Raw genomic sequence first — 24,934 nt, 5'->3', positions numbered from 1 at the left:
GTCTCAACCGAGGCGCGCATTCTACAGCAGCCTCATTTGCTGTCAAGTGATTATTTTCAGAAGTTTTCGAAGATTTCTTCAACAACTTCAACCACTTGCGCTTCCGATCTCTCGTTAGCGGGAGGCGAATTCTACAGCGTTACACGCTGCTGTCAACACCTCTTTTTCTCCGCTTTCGACCGAGAAGATCGAAACGTTAATAGAGCCAGACAACACTGCCCTATCAACTGCTTCTGGGCTTCGATGAACTGAAGCAAGTCGCTGTCGAATTCTGCGTAACTCTTTGTTTACCAAGGAGTTTTCCGTTTCGACTGCGCCGGAAGTGGGGCGAATTATAGACTTCCAGAAGCTGCCGTCAACCCTTAATTTTGCTTTTCTATCAATTAGTTAGAGTTGATTAAAAAACCACCAATAAAGCGCCGCTAATGCTCTCTATATATGAAGAAAGAATTCAGATGACGCCCGCAGCCTTCAATGCGACCACATTCGCCACCCCCAGCCCCAATACTTCCTGAAGCACCTTGGCCGTATGCTCTCCCAGCAGAGGAGGCGCACTACGATACTCCACCGGCGTCTTGGACAACCGTATCGGGCTGGCAACCTGAGGCACCATCCCTGCCAACGAATGAGGCAGCGCCATCGCCAGCCCACGCGCCTTCACCTGAGGATCGGCAAACACCTGCGCCAGGTCATTGATAGGCCCACAAGGCACCCCCACCCGCTCCAGCTGCGAGACCCACTGCGCCGTCGTCTTGAACACCGTAGCCTGACGTATCAGAGGAATCAGCTCTGCCCGATTGGCCACCCGCACCTTATTAGTAGAAAAGCGTGGATCATCTGCCCACTGTGGCTGCCCAGCCACTTCGGCAAACTTGCGGAACTGCCCGTCATTACCCACCGTCAGGATGAAGTCGCCATCGGCTGTGGGAAAGTCCTGATAAGGCACGATATTCGGATGGGCGTTCCCCAGGCGCTTTGGTGGCACACCTGTCGTCAGGTAATTCATCGCCTGGTTGGCCAGGCATGCCACCTGTACATCCAGCAATGCCATATCGATATGTTGCCCGCCACCGTCATGATCCCGATGAGCCAGTGCCGCCAGTATCGCCACGGTCGAGTAAAGCCCCGTGAGAATGTCCGTCAGCGCTACGCCAACCTTCACCGGCCCAGCCCCCTCTTCTCCCTCTGGACGGCCAGTCAGACTCATAAGCCCGCCCAAGCCCTGAATCATGAAGTCATAACCAGCACGCGCCGCATAGGGCCCTGTTTGCCCAAACCCCGTAATCGAGCAGTAGATCAGCTCCGGGTTGATCTCCTTGAGCGATTCATAGTCCAGCCCGTAAGCCGCGAGACCACCCACCTTGAAGTTCTCGATCAGGATGTCCGACTTGGCCGCCAGCTCACGCACCAGCGCCTGCCCCTCCGGCCGCGTGAAGTCAATTGTCACCGACTCCTTATTGCGATTGGCCGACAGGTAATACGCCGCCTCACTGGTGCTCTCACCATAGGCATCCTTGAGGAAGGGTGGCCCCCAGGCGCGCGTATCGTCGCCGCTACCCGGCCGCTCGACCTTGATCACCTCAGCCCCAAGGTCCGCAAGGATCTGCCCGGCCCAGGGGCCCGCCAGTACTCGAGATAAATCCAGCACCCGCAGGTGCGAAAGCGCGCCCATGCCGTGCTCCTATTAATAGAACGCCTGAAGACCGGTTTGCGCACGCCCCAGAATCAAGGCATGCACGTCATGAGTGCCCTCGTAGGTGTTGACCACCTCGAGGTTGACCAGATGACGCGCCACTCCGAACTCATCGGAAATCCCATTGCCACCCAACATATCCCGGGCCATCCGTGCAATGTCCAGGGATTTGCCGCACGAGTTACGCTTCATGATCGAAGTGATCTCAACCGCCGCCGTGCCTTCATCCTTCATGCGCCCCAGACGCAGGCAACCCTGCAGAGCCAGAGTAATCTCGGTCTGCATGTCTGCCAGCTTCTTCTGGATCAACTGAGTTGCCGCCAGTGGACGGCCGAACTGATGGCGATCAAGCGTGTATTGGCGAGCGGTATGCCAGCAAAACTCGGCAGCCCCCAACGCCCCCCAGGAGATGCCATAGCGTGCAGAGTTCAAGCATGTGAAAGGCCCCTTCAAGCCACGCACATCCGGAAAGATGTTCTCTTGCGGCACGAACACGTTGTCCATCACGATTTCACCGGTGATGGAGGCGCGCAGCCCGACCTTGCCGTGAATCGCCGGAGCGCTCAAGCCCTTCCAGCCTTTCTCCAGGACAAAGCCACGGATATCGCCGGCATCGTCCTTGCCCCACACAACAAACACATCCGCGATCGGGCTATTGGTGATCCACATCTTTGCGCCCGTCAGGCTGTAGCCACCTTCCACCTTGCGTGCGCGAGTAATCATCGCCCCCGGGTCGGAACCGTGGTTAGGCTCTGTCAGACCAAAACAACCGATCCACTCGCCAGAGGCCAACTTGGGCAGGTACTTCTGCTTCTGCGCCTCAGTGCCGAATTCATTGATCGGCACCATGACCAGCGACGACTGCACACTCATCATCGAACGATAGCCCGAGTCAACACGTTCCACTTCGCGTGCGATCAACCCATAGCTGACGTAATTCAAGCCACTGCCACCGTACTGCTCGGGAATCATAGCGCCGAGCAGGCCCGTCTCGCCCATCTCGCGGAAAATCGCAGGGTCTGTCTTTTCATGGCGGAAGGCTTCGAGCACACGCGGCGCCAACTTGTCCTGAGCAAATTGCTCAGCACTGTCGCGCACCATGCGTTCTTCTTCGGTGAGCTGCTGATCCAGCAGCAGTGGATCGATCCAGTTGAAGCTTGCCTTGCCAGCCATGAATAAGCCCTCGCGGAAGAAATCGGAAGTCGTGGAGCCAGCGTAGGCCCGCCATGCGCGTAGGGCAAACGAGGTTTCCGCATAGGGTTGTGCTAATTTCTCACTTCGAAGCAGCCAAAAATGGCGTATATGCGCCCTAGCAAGTGAGGACACGGTATATGCGCAGGAAAATTCCCAGTACCACCGCTTTGGTCAGTTTTGAAGCGGCAGCCCGCCACGAGAGCTTCACCAAGGCTGCGCAGGAGCTTTCGATCACTCAAGGCGCTATCTGTCGACAGATCGCCAGTCTCGAGGAGTTTTTAAGTGTCGAGCTGTTTCGCCGTTCACGGCGCGGGGTAAAGCTGACAGAGGCGGGGCTGTCGTATAGCCGTCGCGTGGCGACGCAACTGGATGCGGTGGAGCGCGATACGCTTTCCGTCATGGGCCAGCAGGGCGCCAACACCATCGAACTGGCCGTAGTCCCGACGTTTGGCACTCAATGGTTGATACCTCGCCTCAAGGATTTCCAACGCCAGCACCCCGAGGTCACGGTCAACCTCACGAATCGAACCCGACCTTTCCTGTTTGCCGACACAGAGTTCGACGCCGCCATCTACTTTGGCGACGCCGACTGGTCCGGTACCGAATCCCACCGGCTGATGGGCGAAAATCCTGTACCCGTATGCAGCCCTCGACTATTGGGTGACCGTGCGCAGTTCAGCGCCCAGGCGATTGCAGAACTGCCGCTTCTGCAGCAAACCACACGACCCTACGCCTGGCGCCAATGGTTCAACGCCCAACATCTGAACATCCCACGCGACATGACAGGCCCCCGTTACGAGCTATTCTCGATGTTGTCCCAAGCGGCCATGCATGACATGGGGATCGCGCTGATCCCCCCGTTCCTTATCCAGCGTGAACTGAACGATGGCCAATTGGTGATAGCAAGCCCCGAGGCGCTGAGCAGTACGAAGGCTTATTACCTGATGATTCCCGACAGAAAAATCGAATCCGCTTCGTTGCACGCGTTCAGAGACTGGCTCATCGACCAGTCGCAACGCTACAGCTCCAATGTTTAAAGGCTAAAACAACATTGCTGACTTTGTAGTCAATCAACTTACAGTCCTACAGATGTATATATATGTCGCATTTAAACAGACCGTATCTCAAAGGTAAAAATACAGCTGAAAGCCATTAATTACGTGGCTTATAGCGACTATTGCAAGCCAATGGCCGACCATTCACACCAACCATGCAAAAATATTGGAAAAGCGTGCGAAACCCTTTAAGCCTATGTATTTGAACAGCTTAATTCAGTGCATTGCGACAATCAGTCACAGGGTGACTTGTAGTTAATTTTTCGTCACCCGTCATAATCCCTTGAAGGCCGTAAAGTTCGCCTGCAAAATGCCGCGCCCCGCTGTCATTTCAGCGGGATCGTGCTGATCGGCCGCCCCAGTTGCGCCACTCGCGGTGCACTGGCCTTTTTACAAAAAGATCAAAAGCAAAAAGATCATGCAGGAGATTTGACGTGCACATTGGTGTTCCTCTCGAAACCCATACCGGTGAAACGCGGGTGGCTGCCACCCCGGAAACCATCAAGAAGCTGATCGGCCAGGGCCATAAGGTCACTGTACAAAGCGGAGCAGGCATCAAGGCCAGCATCGTCGACAGTGCGTATGAAACGGCAGGCGCGACCATTGGCAGTGCCAACGATGCGTTTGGCGCAGAGCTGATTCTCAAGGTGGTAGCCCCCAGCGACAGCGAACTGACGCTGATCAAAAGTGGCACCGTGTTGGTCGGCATGCTCAATCCGTTCAGCAACGAAACCATTGCCAAGTTGGCCGAGCGCGGTATTACAGCCTTCGCCCTGGAAGCTGCACCGCGCACCTCGCGGGCCCAGAGCCTGGACGTGCTGTCCTCCCAGGCCAACATCGCCGGCTATAAGGCGGTACTGCTCGCCGCTCATCACTATCCGCGCTTCATGCCGATGCTGATGACCGCCGCGGGCACCGTCAAGGCTGCTCGCGTGCTGATCCTCGGCGCCGGTGTGGCGGGCTTGCAGGCCATCGCCACAGCGAAACGCCTGGGTGCCGTCATCGAAGCGTCCGACGTACGCCCGGCCGTAAAAGAGCAGATCGAGTCTCTCGGTGCCAAGTTCGTCGACGTGCCTTACGAAACCGACGAAGAACGCGAATGCGCCGTCGGCGTCGGCGGTTACGCTCGCCCGATGCCCACCAGTTGGATGCAACGCCAGGCCCTGGCTGTGCACGAACGCGCCAAGCAAGCTGACATCGTCATCACCACCGCCCTCATCCCAGGCCGTAAAGCTCCGACGTTGCTCAGCGCTGAAACCGTGGCACGGATGAAGCCCGGCTCCGTGGTGATCGATCTCGCGGCCGCCCAAGGCGGCAATTGCCCGCTGACCGTCGCCGACCAAGTAGTAGTGGAAAATGGCGTGATCATCTGCGGCCCGACCAACCTGGCCGGTGCCGTCGCTGCCGACGCGTCAGCCTTGTATGCGCGCAACCTGCTGGACTTCCTGAAGCTGGTCTTCACCAAGGAAGGGCAGTTTGAAATCAACCTCGAAGACGACATCGTCGCCGCGTGCCTGATGTGCCGCGACGGCCAAGTCATCCGTAAAAACGCCTAAGCAGGGATTCAGACGATGGAAGAGCTTATCTCCCCCGGTATCTACAACCTGATCATCTTTGTGCTGGCGATTTATGTCGGTTACCACGTGGTCTGGAACGTCACACCCGCACTGCACACGCCGCTGATGGCGGTGACCAACGCGATTTCGGCGATTGTGATCGTCGGCGCCATGCTCGCCGCCGCACTCACCGTGACGCCCCTGGGCAAGACCATGGGCACCCTGGCCGTGGCCTTGGCAGCAGTGAACGTGTTCGGCGGTTTCCTGGTGACGCGCCGCATGCTCGATATGTTCAAAAAGAAAGCCCCGAAAGCAAAAGAAGAGGCGCCTAAGTAATGAGCATGAATCTGGTTACGACGCTCTACTTGATCGCGTCGATCTGCTTTATCCAGGCCCTTAAAGGCCTGTCACACCCGACCACTTCGCGACGCGGCAACCTTTTCGGCATGCTTGGCATGGCGCTGGCGGTGCTCACGACCGTGGGCCTCATCTATAAGCTCGGCGCTGAACTCGCCACTGCTGGTATCGGCTACGTGATTGTCGGCCTGCTGATCGGCGGCACCGCCGGCTCGATCATGGCCAAGCGCGTGGAAATGACCAAGATGCCCGAACTGGTCGCCTTTATGCACAGCATGATCGGCCTGGCTGCAGTGTTCATCGCCATTGCCGCCGTAGTCGAGCCGCAATCACTGGGCATCGTCAAACACCTGGGCGATTCGATCCCTGCCGGTAACCGCCTGGAACTGTTTCTTGGCGCAGCCATCGGTGCCATCACCTTCTCCGGTTCGGTGATTGCGTTCGGCAAGCTGTCGGGCAAGTACAAGTTCCGCCTGTTCCAGGGTGCACCGGTACAGTTCGGCGGCCAACACAAGTTGAATCTGGTGCTCGGCCTGCTGACACTTGGCCTGGGCCTGGCGTTTATGTTCACCGGCAACCTCACCGCCTTCGCGTTGATGCTGGCCCTGGCCTTCGTGCTCGGCGTGCTGATCATCATCCCGATCGGCGGCGCGGACATGCCCGTGGTTGTCTCGATGCTCAATAGCTACTCCGGCTGGGCGGCGGCGGGCATCGGTTTCTCGCTGAACAACTCGATGCTGATCATCGCCGGCTCCCTGGTGGGCTCCAGCGGCGCGATCCTGTCTTACATCATGTGCAAGGCGATGAACCGTTCCTTCTTTAACGTACTGCTCGGCGGTTTCGGCAATGCGCCGGATGCGGGTGCAGCAACGGGCTCAAAAGAAGCACGTCCGGTAAAGTCCGGCTCTGCGGACGATGCGACCTTCCTGCTGACCAACGCCGACACCGTGATCATCGTCCCGGGCTATGGCCTGGCGGTGGCGCGGGCGCAACACGCGCTCAAAGAACTGACCGAGAAGCTGACCCACCACGGCGTCACCGTTAAATATGCGATCCACCCAGTGGCAGGCCGCATGCCTGGACACATGAACGTCCTGTTGGCGGAGGCCGAAGTGCCTTACGACCAGGTGTTCGAGATGGAAGACATCAACTCCGAGTTCGGCCAAGCCGACGTGGTGCTGGTGTTGGGCGCGAACGACGTGGTCAACCCGGCCGCCAAGAACGACCCGAACTCGCCGATTGCCGGCATGCCGATCCTCGAAGCGTTCAAAGCCAAGACCATCATCGTCAACAAGCGCTCGATGGCCAGTGGCTATGCTGGGCTGGATAACGAACTGTTCTACCTGGACAAGACCATGATGGTCTTCGGTGATGCCAAGAAGGTCATCGAAGACATGGTCAAAGCCGTCGAGTAACACTGCCTCAGCGCAATACTCGAAACCCCGACCTGCGATAGGCTGGGGTTTTTTATTACTGCATGAAACCCGACCAAAGGCTCTAAATCGCTGCCTGGCATTCGACCATGGTAGCGGGCCGAAATTTTTTGAAATCACTAAACTGCGCACCTTGCTTCCGCAGCCTGAGATAAGAATCCATGTACCGTGATCGCATCCGCTTGCCTTCGTTGTTGAACAAGGTCATGAGCGCGGCAGACGCCGCCGCACTGATCGAGGACGGCATGACCGTCGGCATGAGTGGTTTCACCCGTGCGGGTGAAGCCAAGGCCGTCCCCCACGCCCTGGCCGAACGCGCCAAGACGTCGCCGCTGAAAATCACCCTGATGACCGGCGCCAGCCTGGGCAATGACCTGGACAAGCAACTGACCGAAGCGGGCGTACTGTCACGACGCATGCCTTTCCAGGTCGACAGCACCCTGCGTAAGGCAATCAACGCCGGTGAAGTGATGTTCATCGACCAGCACTTGTCGGAAACCGTCGAACAACTGCGCAACAACCAACTCAAGTTGCCGGACATCGCGGTGATTGAAGCGGTGGCGATCACTGAACAAGGGCATATCGTGCCCACCACGTCTGTGGGCAACTCGGCCAGCTTCGCGATTTTTGCCAAACAGGTGATCGTCGAAATCAACCTGGCGCACAACCCGAACCTGGAAGGGTTGCACGACATCTATATCCCGACCTACCGGCCGACGCGAACGCCGATCCCGCTGGTCAAAGTTGATGACCGTATCGGCAGCACCGCGATCCCGATCCCACCGGAAAAGATCGTCGCCATCGTGATCACCAACCAGGCCGACTCCGCCTCCACGGTGACGCCGCCCGACAGCGACACCCAAGGCATCGCCAATCACCTGATCAACTTCCTCAAGCAGGAAGTCGACGCCGGCCGCATGACCAACAAGCTCGGCCCGCTGCAGGCCGGTATCGGCAACATTGCCAACGCGGTGATGTGCGGCTTGATCGAGTCGCCGTTCGAAGAACTGACCATGTATTCGGAAGTGTTGCAGGATTCGACCTTCGACCTGATCGACGCCGGCAAGCTCAGTTTCGCCTCGGGCAGCTCGATCACCTTGTCGGAGCGACGCAACGCCGACGTGTTCGGCAACCTGGAACACTATAAGGACAAGCTGGTACTGCGCCCGCAGGAGATCTCCAACCACCCTGAAGTGGTGCGGCGCCTGGGCATTATCGGCATCAACACCGCGCTGGAATTCGATATCTACGGCAACGTCAACTCCACCCATGTCTGCGGTACACGGATGATGAACGGCATTGGTGGCTCCGGGGATTTCGCGCGCAATGCGCACTTGGCGATCTTCGTCACCAAGTCGATTGCCAAGGGGGGCGCAATTTCCAGCGTGGTGCCAATGGTCAGCCACGTGGACCACACCGAGCATGACGTCGACATCCTGGTGACCGAGATTGGCCTGGCCGACCTGCGTGGCCTGGCGCCACGGGAGCGGGCCAGGGTAATCATCGACAACTGCGTGCACCCGGCCTACCGAGATGCCCTCAACAGTTACTTCGATGCCGCCTGCGCCATCGGCGGGCATACCCCGCACATCCTGCGCGAAGCACTGAGCTGGCACATCAACCTGGAAGAAACCGGGCACATGCTCAAGGCGTGATTGATACAGATCCGAGCTGATGCAAATACAGTTTCATCAGCTCGATGGATTCGCCTCGACTTATTGATAAAACTGTACTGCTGTACCGGTCATTTCCTACCGAAATATCCTACGAATCTCACCGAAAATACCTATTTCGCACTATTTCAGTGCGTACAGGTACAGTTGCCCCATTTACGTACAGTACAGCAGCTATAAACAGTTAACTGGCCCCTCACAATACAGGTGAACTGTATCTAGAGAGTGTTGCGCCGGAAGAGGATCATTGGCATCAGTTAAACCACTACCTAATCCCGCCACAAGCGGAAGGATGTCATCATGGAACGTACACTCAGTTCCGAACTGTTCTTCGAAGAAAAAGCTGTAAACACCCAGGCCTCCCTGCCTCTGCGCGTTATCGCCAACCTGATGTTGTGGCAGCGCCGCATCTCCAGCCGCCACCAGTTGGCTCGTCTGGATTCGCGTCTGCTGGCTGACGCAGGTATCAGCGAAGCTCAACGCTACGAAGAGCTGAGCAAGCCGTTCTGGCGCTGATTCAGCGCTCGCTGGCCCTGACCTGACGGGTCCACTGCCAGCAACCTGATTTGTCAAAACAAAGCCCGCCCCGGGAAACCGGAGGCGGGCTTTGTTGTTTCCGGGATTCGGATTTTTAACGGAAAACAGAAGCCTAGCGCAGCAATAGGTACAGTTAAAAAAAATATAACAGTTAAGCAGTACAATTTAATATTGGTGTATCTGTATCGGTCGGACGCCGCCAGCCAACATGGTGTTCCAAGACCTCATGAAAGGTACTCACCATGGATACGTCACCCCCCCTTTATAAGCGACTGCCACGCCAGGCAGCCTCCATCCTGGCTAAATGGCTACGCCACGCTTATGAACGACGCCAACTGTCGCAGCTTGATACCCGGGAGCTCTCCGACGTCGGCATCAGCCAGGGCGACCGAATGGCCGAGCTGTCCAAGCCGTTCTGGCGTGACTAGGCAGTCAAGGCGCTTCCCGAACGGATAAGCGGCGGCTTAATATCCAGTCACCACGTGGCGAACCGCGTAGTACAGGCGTCTGATCCCCAATGGCTGCCCTGCGCCACCTTATCCGTTCATCTACTGGAGTCATCCCATGTCCCGTCTTCGCCTGCTGAGTGCTGCCACCCTGTTGGCCCTGGCTGCCAACGCCAACGCGAGCAGCTTCATCGTGACCACCGACTCCATCGTCGGCGCGCTGAAGGCCACTTCCGACGCCACCTCCGATGCCACGTCCTCTCTACGTGACAACAAGGTCGTGCGTGCAGCCCGTGACGACGCTGCCAGCTTTGTCGCCAGCGAAGGCGCCATCCGTGGCGTGAAGCTGGAAAGCGCCCTGGCCCAGATCCGCCAGCAGGCGCCGCAATTGAACACTGCCACTGACGCACAACTGGCCCAAGCCATCCTGGCCATCTGACGACAAGGCGGACGCCCGAGCGCTGGCTCTCGCCCGGGCATTGCGCTAGCCTTGGCGCTCGTTTTCAGTTGTCGAGTGCCATGGTTTTTTCATACCGCCTTTTAATCGTCCCTGCGTTGTTTTCGTTCGCTTGGTCGCCGATGGCTTCAGCCTTTGACCTCACCACCCAGAGCACCGTCGTGAGCGCGTATGTCACCAGCAAGGTGACCTCCGCACCCTTCGACAGAAAAGTGATAATGGCCGCCCAGGATGACGCCGCTGCGTTTATCGCCACTGACGGCCAATGGCGGGGCGCGCGGCTGGAGTCGGCACTGGATTATCTGCGCCGCAGCCAACCAAAACTTAACGCCAGCGACCTTGAACTGGCGCAGGCAATTCTCGTCCAATAATCATCCTTATTTTTTGGAGTCATTCCATGCGTAGCCCGCTGATTGCTGCCACCCTGGGCCTGCTGTTGTTGGCCGACATCGCCCAGGCGCATACGCTGGTGGCCACCAGTAACATCATTGTTCGCGCCTCCGGCCGCACCATTGATTTCACCTCGGACACCACCACCTCCATCCGCGACTCCAAAGTCGTGCGCGAAGCCCACGATGACGCCGCCAGTTTCGTCGCCAGCAATGGCGAGATCCGTGGCGCCCACCTTGAGGCCGCCTTCGACACCCTGCGCACACGCCTGCCGGAAGCCCGCGACGCCAGCGACCAGACCCTCGCCGAAGCCATCCTCGCACTGTGAGGCGAATCGTCGCCTGGCTCCTGGCCGGGGCAGTGCTGCTGTGCGCCAGCGCAGCCCAGGCCAGCCTGCAGCTGCGACTCAAGACCGAAGGTCTGAGCCCGGCTGAACAACAGGCCAGCCAGGCGTTGCTCGACGAAGCGATGCGTTCCCTGCCGCCACGCTTCGTCGAGCAGTTGGACCGGCGCATTGATGTCGGCTGGACCGACAAGATGCCCGAGAACGCCTACGGGCAAGCCTCGCTCGTGTCCGAGCTGGACCTCAACAGTAACCTGCTGGCCAGCCTGACCGACGGTAGCGCCGCCACCCAGAAAACCAATCGCCCCCACGGCACTGTGCGCCGGGAAATGCTCGCCACGGTGCTGCATGAACTGACCCACATCTATGACCGTGCGCGCCTGTGGTCCAAAGAAGACCGCACGCTGATCAATCGCTGCAGCCGCCAGAACAACCTCACCGGCCTGATCGGCCTGCCTGATCAATGCCGTGGCCAGAATGGCCGGCGCTTTACCCTGAGCGATGATCCACGCCTGCTGGATCTGGCCGGTTGGCCGCAATACGTCGGGCGCCGTGGCGAGCGTGAACAGCACAACCATCAGGTGGCTCGCAGCCCGGACATTTACGAAACCACCAGCCCGCTGGAGTTCGTCGCGGTCAACATGGAGTATTTCCTCCTCGACCCTAGCTACGCCTGCCGCCGTCCCGCGCTGTTCCGCTATTACAAGGAACACTTCGGCTGGGCCCCGCCGCAACAAGACACCTGCGCCAGCACCTACGCGTTCCTCAATGCCGGTAACGATTTTGCCAAGACACCGCTGGGCCGTGTGGACCCGGAGCGCGTCTACGAGATCGACTACCTGCTGGCCGAAGCCAACCAGAACCTGGTCAGCCGCTGGGGCCACAGCATGCTGCGCCTGGTGATCTGCGCACCGGGCCGCCCGCGTGGACCGGATTGCCGACTGGACCTGGACCAGCATCTAGTTCTTTCCTATCGCGCGTTCGTCGGTGACGTACAGCTGTCGAGTTGGGATGGCCTGGTCGGCAAATACCCCTCGCGGCTGTTCGTGCTGCCGCTGGCGCAAGTGATCGATGAATACACCAAGACCGAGCTGCGCGGCCTGGCCTCGGTGCCGTTGAAACTGACCCGCCAGGAAATCAACGATACCGTCGAGCATGCCGCCGAAATGCATTGGAGCTACGACGGCAACTACTTCTTCATCTCCAACAACTGCGCGGTGGAAAGCCTGAAACTGCTACGCAGCGGCAGCGCCAACCCGCAATTGACCGGCCTGGACAACATCACCCCCAATGGCTTGCTCGAGGTGCTGAGCGCACGCGGCCTGGCCGACACCAGTGTGCTGGATGACAAACGCAGGGCATTGCGCCTGGGTTATCACTTCGACTCCTTCCGCGAACGCTACCAAGCCATGTTCGACGTGCTGCGCAAACACCTGCCGATCAAACAGACCCAGGTCGAAGACTGGCTATCCCTGAGCGCCGAGGAGCGTCGCCAGTGGTTCGACCAGGCCGATCTGCGCACCAGCGCCGCGTTGCTGCTGCTGGAGCAGGCGAGCTTTCGCAAGCAGTTGATGCTGGCCCAGGACGAAGTCAAACAACGCTACCTCGGCGCCCGCGAGCTGAAAAACGGTGGCATGGAAAAAGCCAACGCCACGCTGCAACAGATCCTCGCCAACAGCGGTTTCCTCAGTCGCCCGGCGGAACTGCTCGGCAGCGGCGGCTATGGCTTGCCGCAACCTTCGGAAGCCACGCGCCTGGAATCGGAAAGCGCCGAGCGCCAGAAGCAGCTGCAATCGCTGACCGGCGAACTGGATAAAGAGGTGAGGGCACTGCTGGAGCCTTCCCGCTCAGCCGAGATTGCCGCCTGTGAAGCCAACCTCAAGCTGGTGGGCGAACACTTGCGCAGGCTGCACAAAGCCGCCGGCGGCCTCGAACTGCCCTAAAAACCTCAAGCAAAATATAGACAAATGTGGGAGGGGGCTTGCCCCCGATAGCGGTGTGTCAGCCTGCGCATGCAGTGACTGGCACCCTGTTATCGGGGGCAAGCCCCCTCCCACATGTTGATCTACATAAATCCAGGGACCGCGTGCATCCCCTTCGTCACCTGTTTTTTCAGCGAAAGCTGGCTGAAAGCTTACCCGTCTAGGATCGCCCCCACTGCCGGCAACAGACCGGCTGTTAACAACAACAATGGTGATTCCCGATGTCCGCCCGTACCCGCCTGTTCGCCCCAACTCCACCCGTACGCCTCGTGCCTTTCGTTCTGCGCTGACCGCCACCCGGTTCGCCATTCCCTAGCCGCGCTACGCCTGGAGTATTCCTATGCTGACTTTCCTTGGCTTTGCCATGGTCATCACGTTCATGTTCCTGATCATGACCAAGCGCCTGTCCGCGCTGATCGCCCTGATCATCGTGCCGATCCTGTTCGCGCTGTTCGGTGGCTTCGCACCCGAGATCGGCCCAATGATGCTGGCCGGTATCACCAAGCTTGCGCCGACCGGCGTGATGCTGATGTTCGCCATTCTGTACTTCGCCCTGATGATCGACTCCGGCCTGTTCGACCCGGCCGTGCGCAAGATCCTCAAAATGGTCAAGGGCGACCCGCTGAAAGTCTCGGTCGGCACCGCTGTACTGGCCTTGGTCGTGTCCCTGGACGGTGACGGCGCCACCACCTACATGATCTGCGTGGCCGCCATGTTGCCGCTGTACCAGCGCATCGGCATGAGCCCACGGATCATGGCTGGTCTGATCATTCTCGCCGGTGGCGTGATGAACATGACCCCTTGGGGTGGCCCGACCGCTCGTGCCGCCAGTGCATTGCATGTGGACCCTTCGGACATTTTCGTGCCGATGATCCCGGCGATGGCCGCCGGCGTGGTCGCGATCCTGGCGATCGCCTACCTGTACGGCAAGCGCGAGCGCGCACGTCTGGGCGAACTGCACCTGCAAGGCGATGAGATCGACCACAGCGAGATCAGCGTCTCCCAATACCCGGACGCCCGTCGCCCAAAACTGATCTGGTTCAACGGCGCGCTGACCTTCGCCCTGATGTGCGCGCTGATCGCCGGCCTGCTGCCGCTGCCGGTACTGTTCATGGTGGCGTTCAGTATCGCGATGATCGTCAACTACCCGTGCCTGCAGATGCAGAAAGACCGCGTCGCCGCCCACTCCGGCAGCGTACTGGCGGTGGTTGGGTTGATCTTCGCGGCCGGTATCTTCACTGGCATCCTGTCGGGCACCGGCATGGTCGATGCCATGTCCAAGAGCCTGCTGGCGGTCATCCCAGATGCATTGGGCCCTTACCTGGCGGTGATCACCGCACTGGTGAGCATGCCGTTCACCTTCTTCATGTCCAACGACGCGTTCTACTATGGCGTGCTGCCCGTACTCGCCGAAGCCGCCAGCCACTACGGCATCACGGCTGCAGAAATGGGACGTGCGTCGATCGTCGGACAACCCGTGCACCTGTTGAGCCCACTGGTGCCCTCGACCTACCTGTTGGTCGCTTTGGCAGGTATCGAATTTGGCGATCACCAGCGCTTCACCCTCAAGTGGGCAGTGCTGGTATGCCTGTGCATAATGGTCGCCGCTTTGCTGATGGGGATTATTCCGCTTTTCAGCACTCTATAATCCCAAACACCCAACCGCGCGGCGCTGCAGCTTGCGCGGTTTAACACTCGCTTAAAGGAATACACATGGAATGGCTGACCAATCCGGAAATCTGGATTGCCTTCTTCACCCTGACGGCCCTCGAGATCGTCCTGGGCATCGATAACATCATCATGATTTCGATCCTGGTCAGCCGCATGCCCAAGCACATGCAGGCACGCACCCGGATCTTCGGCCTGGCCCTGGCCATGGTCACGCGCATCCTGTTGCTGTTGTCGATCACCTGGGTGATGCAACTGACCGCCGACCTGTTCGTGGTCTTCGGCCAAGGCATCTCCGGTCGCGACCTGATCCTGTTCTTCGGTGGCCTGTTCCTGCTGTGGAAAAGCTCCCAGGAGATGTACCACGCGCTGGAAGGTGAAGACGAAACCCACGACGAGCCGAAGGGCGCCGGTGGCAAGTTCATCTACACCATCATCCAGATCGCGATCATCGACATCGTGTTCTCCCTGGACTCGGTGATCACTGCGGTCGGCATGGTCTCCCACGTGCCAGTGATGGTCGCGGCGATTGTCGTAGCGGTGCTGGTGATGATGCTGGCGGCCGGCACCATCAGCGAATTCATCGACAAGCACCCGTCGTTGAAGATGCTCGCGTTGTCGTTCCTGCTGGTAGTCGGTACCGTGCTGATCGCCGAATCCTTCGATGTGCATGTGCCAAAAGGCTATGTCTACTTCGCCATGGCGTTCTCGCTGGCGGTGGAAGCGGTGAACATCAAGATGCGCACCGCGATCGCGAAAAAGAAGAAACAGCAGGATCCTGTGAAACTGCGCAAAGACATTCCGGGTCAATAAACCCGAGCCAGACAATTAAGGGGCCTGCACAGGCCCCTTATTTTTATCCGCAAAAAGCTGATTTCATGACAGTTTTATTTCAATCCCCACTTTAGCTATGCGATGCTGGCGCAGAGCGCATTCGCCAACTACAGCTTAAGTACAAGACGTAGAGCGGCACGCGGCAACTTTCCTTCGCTCATTTTCGAGCGCACCCACACGGGGGGCCGAGCATGCTGACCTTGCTCAATCTGCTTTCCGCCGTGACCCTGCTTATCTGGGGCACGCATATCGTCCGTACCGGCATCCTGCGGGTCTACGGTTCCAACTTGCGCCAAGTCATCGGGCAGAACATGTCCAAGCGCTGGCTGGCGTTTATCGCCGGTATCCTGGTGACGGCCATGGTGCAGAGCAGCAACGCCACGGCAATGCTGGTCACGTCCTTTGTCGGCCAAGGCCTGATGGGGCTGATGCCCGCCCTGGCGACCATGCTCGGCGCCGACGTCGGTACCGCGCTGATGGCGCGGGTGCTGACGTTTGATTTGTCTTGGCTGTCGCCACTGCTGATTTTTCTCGGGGTGATCTTCTTCCTGTCACGCAAACAGACGCGGGCAGGGCAGTTGGGCCGGGTGGGTATCGGCCTCGGGTTGATCATCCTCGCACTGCAATTGATTGTGGAAGCGGCCGGACCGATTACCCACGCCCAGGGCGTCAAAGTCATCTTCGCGTCGCTGACCGGCGACATCCTGCTCGACGCTCTGGTCGGCGCCTTGTTCGCGATGATTTCCTACTCCAGCCTGGCCGCCGTCCTGCTGACGGCCACCCTGGCCGGCGCCGGTGTGATCGGCCTGCACGTGGCCATCGGCCTGGTGATCGGCGCCAACATCGGCAGCGGCGTGCTGGCGTTCCTCAGCACCAGCATGCAGAACGCCGCCGGACGCCAGGTAGCCTTGGGCAGCCTGTTGTACAAATTGATCGGCCTGCTGCTGATCATCCCGGTGCTCGACCCGCTCGTACGCTGGATGGATGGCCTGGACTACAGCGCGCAAGGCATGGTCATCACCTTCCACCTGCTCTACAACGTCAGCCGTTGCCTGATCCTGTTGCCCACCATTGGCCCGATGGCCCGCTTGTGTGCCTGGTTGCTGCCTGAGCGCGAAGAGATGAACGGCAAGGCCAAACCACGCCATCTGGACCTGGCCGCCCTGGCCACACCCAGCCTGGCACTGGCCAACGCTGCCCGCGAGACCCTGCGCCTGGGCGACCTGATCGACAATATGCTCACCGCCATGCTCGAAGTGCTGCGCGGCAAGCAGACCGCGATCACTCAGGAAATGCGCAGCCTCAGCGATGATGTCGAAGCGCTGTACAGCGCGATCAAACTCTACCTGGCCCAGATGCCCCGGGAAGACCTCAGTGAACATGACAATCGGCGCTGGGCCGAGATCATCGAACTGTCGATCAACCTGAAACTGGCCGGCGACCTGATCGAACGCATGCTGCGCAAAGTCCAGCAGCAGAAAACCTCCCAGCGTCGTCAGTTCTCCGAAGTGGGCCTGGAAGAACTCACCGGCCTGCACAGCCAGTTGATCGCCAACCTGCGCCTGGGGTTGTCGGTGTTCCTCAGTGCCGACCCGGAAAGCGCCCGCCAGTTGCTGCGCGAGAAGCGCCGCTTCCGCGCCCAGGAGCGGCGCTTGGCCCACGCCCATGTCAGCCGCCTTCAGCGCAAGATCGTCCAGAGCCTGGAGACCAGCTCCCTGCACCTGGAACTGATTGCCGATATGAAACGCCTGAACTCGTTGTTTTGCAGCAGTGCCTATGTAGTGTTGGAAACGTCTGACACCGGCGCGCTCTCCGCCGAAGATATTGCCGACATCACACATTCGCCCTGAACGTACGGTGGCCCGTGAAGTCAGTTAAAAATGACCTCACTCGCCAGGAAGCTTGTTATGCGTCGCCTGTTGTTCGCTTGCCTGCTCATGGGATCTGCCCACGCCTTTGCCTTTGACCGCCTGCAAGTCGAGGGCTACACCTTGCCCAACGGCCTGCAATTGTTGCTCAAACCCGGCACCGAACGCGGGCATGTAGCGATCCGCCTGGTGGTCGGTGTAGGCCTGGATGACTTCAACTGCGCAGACAAGGAACTGCCGCACCTGCTCGAACACTTGCTGTTCAGCGGCATCGACGGCGGTGGCGAAGCCGAGCTGGAAGACCGTATGCAAGCCCTGGGCGGCGAGTGGAATGCCTACACCAGCAACGCCGACACCACCTTTGTGATCGAGGCGCCCGCGCAAAACCAGCGCAAAGTGCTGGACCTGCTGCTGGCGATCATCACCCGCACCGAACTGACCGACGCCAATATCAACGCCGCCAAGCGGGTAGTGGAGCGCGAAGACGGCGGACACTACTCACACCTGCAACGCCTGTTGGACCGCCAGGACCTGGGCCACACCGCCAGCAACCAATTGGCCGTCGAACTGGGGCTCAAATGCGCCGAGCGCGCCGAGGTCGACCACCTGACCCGCGACCAGTTGGAGAACCTGCGCGCACGCTGGTACGCCCCCAACAACATGACCCTGATTATCGTCGGCGACCTCGACAAACTGCTGCCCGCCTACCTGGAACGCACCTACGGCCAACTCGACCCGGTCGACCCCACTGAGCATCCGGCGCTGCCGGAAATACAACACGCCGCTGCCAGCCATCGCGAGTTGATCCACGGCTGGGTCGGCAACAGCGCCAAGTTGCACTGGTTGTTTCCCGAACCGGTGCTGGACGAGGGGCATGATGAAACCTACGACCTGCTCAAGGATTACCTCGACTGGGCGCTGTACCGCCAACTGCGTCTCAAGCTCGGTTTGTCCTACGGCCCCTGGAGCGAGCGCGAAGTACTCGGCGGTGTCGGTTTCCTCAGCCTGAATGCCGACTTAGAGCGGGAAAACCTCCCCGAAGCGGAACACGTACTCCAGGACCTCAAGGCCCGACTGCTCAAGGACGGCCTCGACCCAGCGGTATTTGCGCGACTGCAACAAGCTGCCATTGCGCGCCAGGCGTGGGCCGTGCAAGGCAACAGCGCCTTGGCCGACTACTACTGGAGCGCGTCCGGCGATTACAACAACGGCCACTTCAGTGACCCAGCCAAGCGCATCAAGGCCGTGAGCCTGGACCAGACCAACCAGGCCATGCGTGAAGTGTTCAAGCAGCCCGGTTACTGGCGTATCGAAAAACCGCTGCTCAGCTACGACATGCTGAGCTGGATCGGCGCCGCAGTGCTGGGACTGATCGCCTTTGTGCTGATCGGCGTGCGGCTTTATCGCAAACGGATTGCGCAATGAGGCACCGGACAACGGCCTAAGACGTTATTCTGTCTGGGATTTTTTCCTACAAGACTGTGAACCGCCGAATGCCAAACCTGACCCACTTAATCCAGCGCATCCTCGAGCTGATCAAGCGCTACCCAGGGGTGATTGCACTCGGCGGTTTTATCTCAGGCGTGGGCAGCTTCATCCTGGTGGATCGCCAGCAGGGCATGGCCAGCTGGATTGCGGTGATCATGCTGGTGAGCTGGCTGTGGCTGATGCTGGAAAACAGCTTCACCCAGCTGTTCACCAGGATTTTCAAGCGCGAAATCCCCGAACCGCTGTTGCGCTACGCAACCCAGATGATCCACCAGGAAAGTCTGTTTTTCGTGCTGCCGTTCTTTTTCGTCACCACCGCGTGGAACAGTGGCCAATCAGTATTCACGGGCTTGCTTGGCGCGGCGGCGCTGATCTCGATCACCGACCCGCTGTACTACAAGTGGCTGGCGCCCAAGCGCTCGCTGTTCCTTGCACTGCACACCTTTACGCTGTTCGCGGCGCTGCTCACCGCGTTGCCGATCATCCTGCACCTGACCACCGCCGAGAGTTACAAACTGGCCCTCGGCGTGGCCATGGCACTGTCGATCCCCAGCCTGGCGGTAAGCCTGCCGCTGCGTAGCGTCAAAGGCTGGGCGATGCTGCTCGGGGTCACCGCCGCCATCGGCTGCGCCGGGTGGTTCCTGCGCAGTTGGGTGCCTCCGGCCACCTTGTGGATGACCGAAGTGGCCATCAGCACCCAACTGCAGGACCGCACACCAGGCGACGACCTCAAGGAAGTCACTGCCGCCCAACTGCGCAGCGGTGGGCTGTACGCCTATACCGCGATCAATGCGCCGCGTGGACTGGATGAACGCATCTACCACGTGTGGAAATTCAACGGCCAAGAGGTCGACCGCATCGCCCTGGATATCCACGGCGGGCGCAAAGAGGGTTACCGCGCGTGGACCCACAAGCAGAACTTCCCGGCCGACGCCGTGGGCCGCTGGCAGGTGCGGGTGCTGACCGAAGACGGGCAGGTGATCGGTGTGCTGCGCTTCAAGGTGACGGACTCAGCACAAACGGACAACCCAAAGTAGGCCGTATCGTGCTATTACGTAGGAACTGTGGATAGCCAAACAAGCTCGGAGCTTATGACCCCCCCTACAACGGCCGGCGCAGCCCACCTCGATACGTCCACCACCCCGCCACAACTGCGGATTACGGGGGACTGGACGCTTGCCCACTATGCCAGCCTGAAAAAGCTGTCGGACAAGCTCGACGGCCAATACGACGCCGGCGCGCGCATCGACCTCAACGGCCTCGGCGCCCTAGATACCGCCGGCGCCTCGTTGCTGGTGGAACTGCTGGGACCCACCCGCATCGAGCAGTCCGCCGAACAGACCGATTGCAGCTTGTCTGCCGCCGACCGCGCGCTGCTCAAGACCGTCTACCGTTCCCTGAATGATTTTTGCGTGCCGGAAAAAGCCCCGGAAGAAGCGGCGGGCATTCAGGTTCTGGCACGTATCGGCCGTGCGGTGGACACGGTCTGGCAGGACACCAAGAAACTCCTGGGTTTCGTCGGCCTGATTCTCGAAACCTTCGCCCGTAGCATCTTGCGCCCCAAGCGCTGGCGCGTGACGCCCATGGTTGCGCACCTCGAACAGGTCGGACTGGATGCCGCGCCCATCGTGGCTTTGCTGACGTTCCTGGTGGGTGCGGTGGTGGCCTTCCTCGGCGCCACGGTGCTCAAGAGCTTCGGTGCGACGATCTTCACGGTAGACCTGGTGGCGTTCTCTTTCCTACGGGAATTCGGCGTCTTGCTCACCGCGATCCTGATCGCCGGCCGCACCGCCAGTGCCTTTACCGCACAGATCGGCTCGATGAAGGCCAACGAAGAAATCGACGCGATCCGCACCCTGGGCCTGGACCCGATGGAACTGCTGGTACTGCCCCGCGTGCTGGCGCTGCTGGTGGCGCTGCCGATGCTGACGTTCCTGGCAATGCTCTCGGGCATCATTGGCGGCGGCGTGGTGTGCGCGGTGGCCCTGGATATTTCGCCGGCGATGTTCCTCTCGCTGCTGCAATCGGACATCGGCGTGCAGCACTTCCTCGTGGGTATGGTGAAAGCGCCGATCTTTGCGTTCCTGATCGCTGCGATTGGTTGCCTGGAAGGCTTCAAGGTCAGCGGCAGCGCCGAATCGGTCGGTGCCCACACCACCTCCAGCGTGGTGCAATCGATCTTTGTGGTGATCGTGATGGATGCCGTGGCCGCGCTGTTTTTCATGGAGATGGGCTGGTGAGTCGTCTACACCGAGCGCCCAGTGAGGCGGTGATTGAAGTGCGCGGCCTGTGCAATCGCTTTGGCAGCCAGAGCGTGCATGAAAACCTCGACCTGGATTTGTACAAGGGCGAGATCCTCGCAGTGGTTGGCGGCTCCGGCAGCGGCAAGTCGGTGCTGTTGCGCAGCATTGTCGGCCTGCGTCGTCCCAGCGAAGGTGAGGTGCGGGTGTTCGGCAAGAACCTGCCGAGCCTGCCGGAGCACGAACGCTCTTTGGTGGAACGACGCTTTGGCGTGCTATTCCAGAAGGGCGCGTTGTTTTCCTCGCTGACCGTTACCGAAAACGTCGCGCTGCCCTTGATCGAACACGCCGGCCTCAGCCGCCGCGACGCCGAGCACTTGGCCGCCGTCAAGCTGGCCCTGGCCGGGCTGCCATTGTCGGCGGCGGACAAATATCCGGCGTCGCTGTCCGGCGGCATGATCAAGCGCGCCGCCCTGGCCCGCGCATTGGCGCTGGACCCGGACATTCTGTTCCTCGACGAACCCACGGCGGGCCTCGACCCCATCGGTGCAGCGCAATTCGACCAACTGATCCTGACGCTGCGCGATGCGCTGGGCCTGAGCGTATTCCTGGTCACCCACGACCTGGACACGCTGTACACCATTACCGACCGCGTGGCGGTGCTGGCACAGAAGAAAGTGCTGGTGGCCGATGCCATCGATGTTGTCTCGGAAACCGACGACGCGTGGATCCACGAATATTTCCACGGCCCCCGTGGCCGCGCGGCATTGGATGCCGCTCAATCGCTCAACGAGGTATGACATGGAAACCCGAGCCCATCATGTGATGATCGGTCTGTTCAGTGTGATCGTGGTGGTCGGCGCGATGCTGTTCGGCCTGTGGCTGGCCAAGTCCAGCGTCGACAGCGCCTTCCAGGACTACGAAGTAATCTTCAACGAGGCGGTCAGCGGCCTGTCCCAGGGCAGCTCGGTGCAGTACAGCGGGATCAAGGTGGGCGACGTGATCAGCCTGAGCCTGGACCCCAAGGACCCGCGCCGCGTGCTCGCGCGCATCCGCCTGGCCGGGCAGACGCCGATCAAGGAAGACACCCAGGCCAAGCTCGCCCTGACCGGTATCACCGGCACCTCGATCATCCAGCTCAGTGGCGGCACCCCGCAGAGTCCCGAGCTCAAGGGCAAGGACGGCAACCTGCCGCAGATCATCGCCTCGCCATCGCCCATCGCGCGCTTGCTCAACAACAGCAACGACCTGATGACCAGCGTCAACCTGCTGTTGCACAACGCCAATCACATGTTCTCCCGCGAGAACGTCGAACGCCTGAGCAACACCCTGGAGAACCTGCAGCAAACCACCGGCGCGATTGCCGACCAGCGCGGCGATATCAAGGTGGTGATGCAGCAACTGATGCAGGTGAGCAAGCAGGCGACTGCGGCGCTGGAACAGACCACCGTGCTCATGCGCAACGCCAATGGCTTGCTCAACGAACAAGGCAAGCAGGCCTTCGGCAGCGCCGAGCAGGCCATGAAATCTCTTGAACAAAGCACCGCGACCATCAACACCTTGCTGACCAACAACAAGGACTCGGTGAACAGCGGCATGCAAGGCCTCAACGAACTGGCGCCGGCCGTGCGCGAGCTGCGCGAAACCCTCGGTTCGCTGCGCGCCATCTCCCGCCGCCTGGAAGCCAACCCCAGCGGTTACTTGCTGGGCAGCGACAAGAACAAGGAGTTCACGCCATGAAGCGTGCTTACACAATGATCGCCCCTTTGGCCCTGGCGCTAGTGAGCGCGTGTTCGATTCTGCCCAAGGCCGACCCTTCGGATGTGTATCGCCTTGCCGCGGCGCAGACCGCCAGCCAGGGCGCGCCGGTCAGCTGGTCACTGCGTGTGAACAAGCCGCAGACCAGCGAGTTTCTCGACAGCCCGCGCATTGCCGTGGTGCCCACTGGCGACCTGATCAGCAGCTATGCGAACTCGCGCTGGAGCGATCCGGCGCCGGTGCTGTTGCGCAACCGCTTCATGGACGGCTTCCAGCGTGATGGCCGGGTGACGCTGCTGAGCACCGATGACACCAACCTGCAGTCCGACTACGAACTGGGTGGGCAATTGCAGGCGTTCCAGAGTGAATATCACGGCGGTGCGGTAGAGGTGGTGATTCGCCTGGATGCGCGGCTGGTACGCGGCAGTGATCAACGGATCGTGGCCAGCCGACGGTTTGAGGTGAGGCAGCCGGTGAGCGACACCAAGGTGCCGGCGGTGGTCGCCGGGTTTGGGCAGGCGGGGGATCAGTTGAATAAGCAGGTGGTGGATTGGGTTGTTCAGCAAGGCAATAGTGCAGCTAAACACTGAGGGCCTCATCGGGGGCAAGCCCCCTCCCACATTTGAATGTGTTCACAGATCAACCTGTGGGAGGGGGCTTGCCCCCGATAGCAATCCGAGCCTTAACCAAAGAACCAATAGCACACCGCAATCGCCGCAACGACGCCGGCCAACTCCGCCAGCAACGCACAGCCCACGGCGTGCCGCGCGCGCTGGATGCCCACCGAGCCGAAATACACCGCCAACACATAGAAAGTGGTCTCGGTACTGCCCTGGATCGTCGCCGCGACCAGTGCAGGGAAGCTGTCCACGCCCTGGGTCTGCATGGTCTCGATCAACATCGCCCGCGCGGCACTGCCGGAGAATGGCTTGACCATCGCGGTCGGCAAGGCATCGACAAAGCGCGTGTCCATGCCCGTCCAGGCGACCACATGGCGTATGCCTTCAAGGCCGAAGTCCAACGCGCCCGACGCTCGCAACACCCCCACGGCGCAGAGCATCGCCACCAGGTACGGCAGCAGGTTCTTCGCCACGTCGAAGCCTTCCTTGGCGCCTTCGACAAACGCCTCGTAGACCTTGACCTTGCGCAGCGCACCGATCACCAGGAACAGCATGATCAGGCCGAACAAGGTGAGGTTGCCAAGGATCGAGGACAGCCCGGCCAGCGCCGTGGCGGAGAGCGTCGCCAACAACGCCATGAAACCACCCAAGACCAGCGCACCGGGGACCAGGTACGCCAGCACCACCGGGTCCCACAGCCGCAGGCGCTGCATGATTGCCACCGAGAGCAGCCCCACCAGCGTGGATGCACTGGTTGCGAGCAGGATCGGCAGGAACACCAGCGTCGGGTCCGCCGCGCCTTGCTGGGCGCGGTACATGAAGATGGTTACCGGCAACAGCGTCAATGAAGACGCGTTGAGCACCAGGAACAGGATCTGCGCGTTACTGGCGGTGTTGGGGATGGGGTTGAGTTCCTGCAAGGCCTTCATGGCCTTGAGCCCGATGGGGGTGGCGGCGTTATCCAGGCCCAGGCCGTTGGCGGCAAAGTTGAGGGTGATCAAGCCGATGGCCGGGTGGCCGGCGGGCACTTCCGGCATCAAACGGCGGAACAGCGGGCCGAGGGCCTTGGCCAGCCAATCGACGATCCCGGCTTTCTCTGCGATGCGCAGAAAACCCAGCCACAGCGTCAGGGTGCCGAACAACAGCACCATGACTTCCACCGACAATTTGGCCATGGCGAAAATGCTTTCGACCATTGCCGCGAATATCCCGGCGTTACCGCCGACCAGCCATTGCGCCAGTGCCGACACCATTGCCACGACAAAGAAGCCAAGCCACAGGCCATTGAGCATCAGTTGAATCCCCCGAAGAATGGGACGAATGATAGCGGGGCCGGCAGAAA

23 protein-coding genes are annotated in these 24,934 nt (G+C 60.1%); 20 read left to right on the top strand and 3 right to left on the bottom strand.

Translation table 11 applies throughout. From position 1 onward, the window contains the following. Positions 1-451: 451 nt before the first annotated feature. A complete protein-coding gene (locus tag BM110_RS23955; protein WP_092250838.1) occupies positions 452-1,672 on the bottom strand; it encodes a CaiB/BaiF CoA transferase family protein in 1,221 nt (406 codons plus the stop codon). A gap of 12 nt (positions 1,673-1,684) precedes the next feature. Further along, complete coding sequence (locus BM110_RS23950; protein ID WP_093120099.1) at positions 1,685-2,866, bottom strand: acyl-CoA dehydrogenase; 1,182 nt, start codon at positions 2,864-2,866, stop codon at positions 1,685-1,687. A gap of 158 nt (positions 2,867-3,024) precedes the next feature. On the opposite strand from BM110_RS23950, the gene BM110_RS23945 reads away from it, so the two are divergent. The 20 genes from BM110_RS23945 to BM110_RS23850 all read left to right on the top strand — a co-directional run bounded on the left by BM110_RS23945 (position 3,025) and on the right by BM110_RS23850 (position 23,562). After that, positions 3,025-3,924, top strand: a complete 900-nt coding sequence (locus BM110_RS23945) for a LysR family transcriptional regulator (protein ID WP_093514284.1) — start codon at positions 3,025-3,027, stop codon at positions 3,922-3,924. Positions 3,925-4,376: 452 nt separating this feature from the next. Then, positions 4,377-5,498, top strand: coding sequence for a Re/Si-specific NAD(P)(+) transhydrogenase subunit alpha (locus BM110_RS23940; RefSeq protein ID WP_093514283.1), 1,122 nt, complete (start codon positions 4,377-4,379; stop codon positions 5,496-5,498). 15 nt (positions 5,499-5,513) lie between these two features. Continuing rightward, positions 5,514-5,834, top strand: coding sequence for an NAD(P) transhydrogenase subunit alpha part 2 (locus BM110_RS23935; protein ID WP_093120104.1), 321 nt, complete (start codon positions 5,514-5,516; stop codon positions 5,832-5,834). Continuing rightward, entirely contained in the window at positions 5,834-7,270 is a 1,437-nt protein-coding gene (locus tag BM110_RS23930) for an NAD(P)(+) transhydrogenase (Re/Si-specific) subunit beta (RefSeq protein ID WP_071490970.1), read from the top strand. The genes BM110_RS23935 and BM110_RS23930 overlap by 1 nt, the downstream gene beginning before the upstream one ends. A gap of 179 nt (positions 7,271-7,449) precedes the next feature. Continuing rightward, complete coding sequence (locus BM110_RS23925) at positions 7,450-8,943, top strand: acetyl-CoA hydrolase/transferase family protein (RefSeq protein ID WP_093514282.1); 1,494 nt, start codon at positions 7,450-7,452, stop codon at positions 8,941-8,943. A 318-nt stretch (positions 8,944-9,261) separates the two neighbouring features. Then, entirely contained in the window at positions 9,262-9,477 is a 216-nt protein-coding gene (locus BM110_RS23920; protein ID WP_012721550.1) for a DUF1127 domain-containing protein, read from the top strand. A 263-nt stretch (positions 9,478-9,740) separates the two neighbouring features. Beyond that, positions 9,741-9,926 carry a DUF1127 domain-containing protein gene (locus tag BM110_RS23915; RefSeq protein ID WP_092250850.1) on the top strand — a complete coding sequence of 62 codons (186 nt, stop codon included), beginning with the start codon at positions 9,741-9,743 and terminating at the stop codon, positions 9,924-9,926. A gap of 136 nt (positions 9,927-10,062) precedes the next feature. Further along, positions 10,063-10,383, top strand: a complete 321-nt coding sequence (locus BM110_RS23910; protein WP_071490967.1) for a DUF2388 domain-containing protein — start codon at positions 10,063-10,065, stop codon at positions 10,381-10,383. 80 nt (positions 10,384-10,463) lie between these two features. Further along, positions 10,464-10,772, top strand: a complete 309-nt coding sequence (locus BM110_RS23905) for a DUF2388 domain-containing protein (RefSeq protein ID WP_092250853.1) — start codon at positions 10,464-10,466, stop codon at positions 10,770-10,772. A gap of 26 nt (positions 10,773-10,798) precedes the next feature. Continuing rightward, the gene (locus tag BM110_RS23900) at positions 10,799-11,119 is read left to right on the top strand and encodes a DUF2388 domain-containing protein (protein ID WP_058424449.1); all 321 of its coding nucleotides are present in this window, start codon (positions 10,799-10,801) and stop codon (positions 11,117-11,119) included. Next, on the top strand, positions 11,116-13,077 hold the full coding sequence (locus BM110_RS23895) for a DUF7844 domain-containing protein (protein WP_093514281.1): 1,962 nt from the start codon (positions 11,116-11,118) through the stop codon (positions 13,075-13,077). The genes BM110_RS23900 and BM110_RS23895 overlap by 4 nt, the downstream gene beginning before the upstream one ends. Before the next feature lie 379 nt (positions 13,078-13,456). Beyond that, positions 13,457-14,764, top strand: a complete 1,308-nt coding sequence (locus BM110_RS23890) for a CitMHS family transporter (protein ID WP_071490963.1) — start codon at positions 13,457-13,459, stop codon at positions 14,762-14,764. A gap of 65 nt (positions 14,765-14,829) precedes the next feature. Further along, positions 14,830-15,597, top strand: coding sequence for a TerC family protein (locus tag BM110_RS23885; protein WP_014716354.1), 768 nt, complete (start codon positions 14,830-14,832; stop codon positions 15,595-15,597). A gap of 212 nt (positions 15,598-15,809) precedes the next feature. Continuing rightward, positions 15,810-17,468, top strand: a complete 1,659-nt coding sequence (locus tag BM110_RS23880) for a Na/Pi cotransporter family protein (protein WP_093120118.1) — start codon at positions 15,810-15,812, stop codon at positions 17,466-17,468. 57 nt (positions 17,469-17,525) lie between these two features. Beyond that, the gene (locus BM110_RS23875; RefSeq protein ID WP_093514280.1) at positions 17,526-18,911 is read left to right on the top strand and encodes a M16 family metallopeptidase; all 1,386 of its coding nucleotides are present in this window, start codon (positions 17,526-17,528) and stop codon (positions 18,909-18,911) included. A 68-nt stretch (positions 18,912-18,979) separates the two neighbouring features. After that, positions 18,980-20,011, top strand: a complete 1,032-nt coding sequence (locus BM110_RS23870; RefSeq protein ID WP_071490961.1) for a DUF5924 family protein — start codon at positions 18,980-18,982, stop codon at positions 20,009-20,011. A gap of 54 nt (positions 20,012-20,065) precedes the next feature. Then, positions 20,066-21,214 (top strand): ABC transporter permease, encoded by a 1,149-nt coding sequence (locus BM110_RS23865; RefSeq protein ID WP_071490960.1) that lies wholly within the window; start codon positions 20,066-20,068, stop codon positions 21,212-21,214. Beyond that, entirely contained in the window at positions 21,211-22,014 is an 804-nt protein-coding gene (locus tag BM110_RS23860; protein ID WP_071490959.1) for an ABC transporter ATP-binding protein, read from the top strand. Before BM110_RS23865 ends, BM110_RS23860 begins: the two co-directional genes overlap by 4 nt. Before the next feature lies 1 nt (position 22,015). Further along, complete coding sequence (locus BM110_RS23855; RefSeq protein ID WP_092241402.1) at positions 22,016-22,954, top strand: MlaD family protein; 939 nt, start codon at positions 22,016-22,018, stop codon at positions 22,952-22,954. Then, a complete protein-coding gene (locus tag BM110_RS23850) occupies positions 22,951-23,562 on the top strand; it encodes an ABC-type transport auxiliary lipoprotein family protein (RefSeq protein ID WP_092241404.1) in 612 nt (203 codons plus the stop codon). Before BM110_RS23855 ends, BM110_RS23850 begins: the two co-directional genes overlap by 4 nt. Before the next feature lie 92 nt (positions 23,563-23,654). On the opposite strand, the gene BM110_RS23845 is transcribed toward BM110_RS23850, so the two are convergent. After that, positions 23,655-24,884, bottom strand: coding sequence for a nucleoside recognition domain-containing protein (locus tag BM110_RS23845; RefSeq protein WP_071490956.1), 1,230 nt, complete (start codon positions 24,882-24,884; stop codon positions 23,655-23,657). Positions 24,885-24,934: the final 50 nt, after the last annotated feature.

The sequence above is a fragment of the Pseudomonas sp. NFPP28 genome, assembly GCF_900115535.1.
GTDB lineage: Bacteria > Pseudomonadota > Gammaproteobacteria > Pseudomonadales > Pseudomonadaceae > Aquipseudomonas > Aquipseudomonas extremorientalis.
Note: the sequence above shows the minus strand (reverse complement) of the source record. Positions and strands in the feature narration are given on the sequence as shown.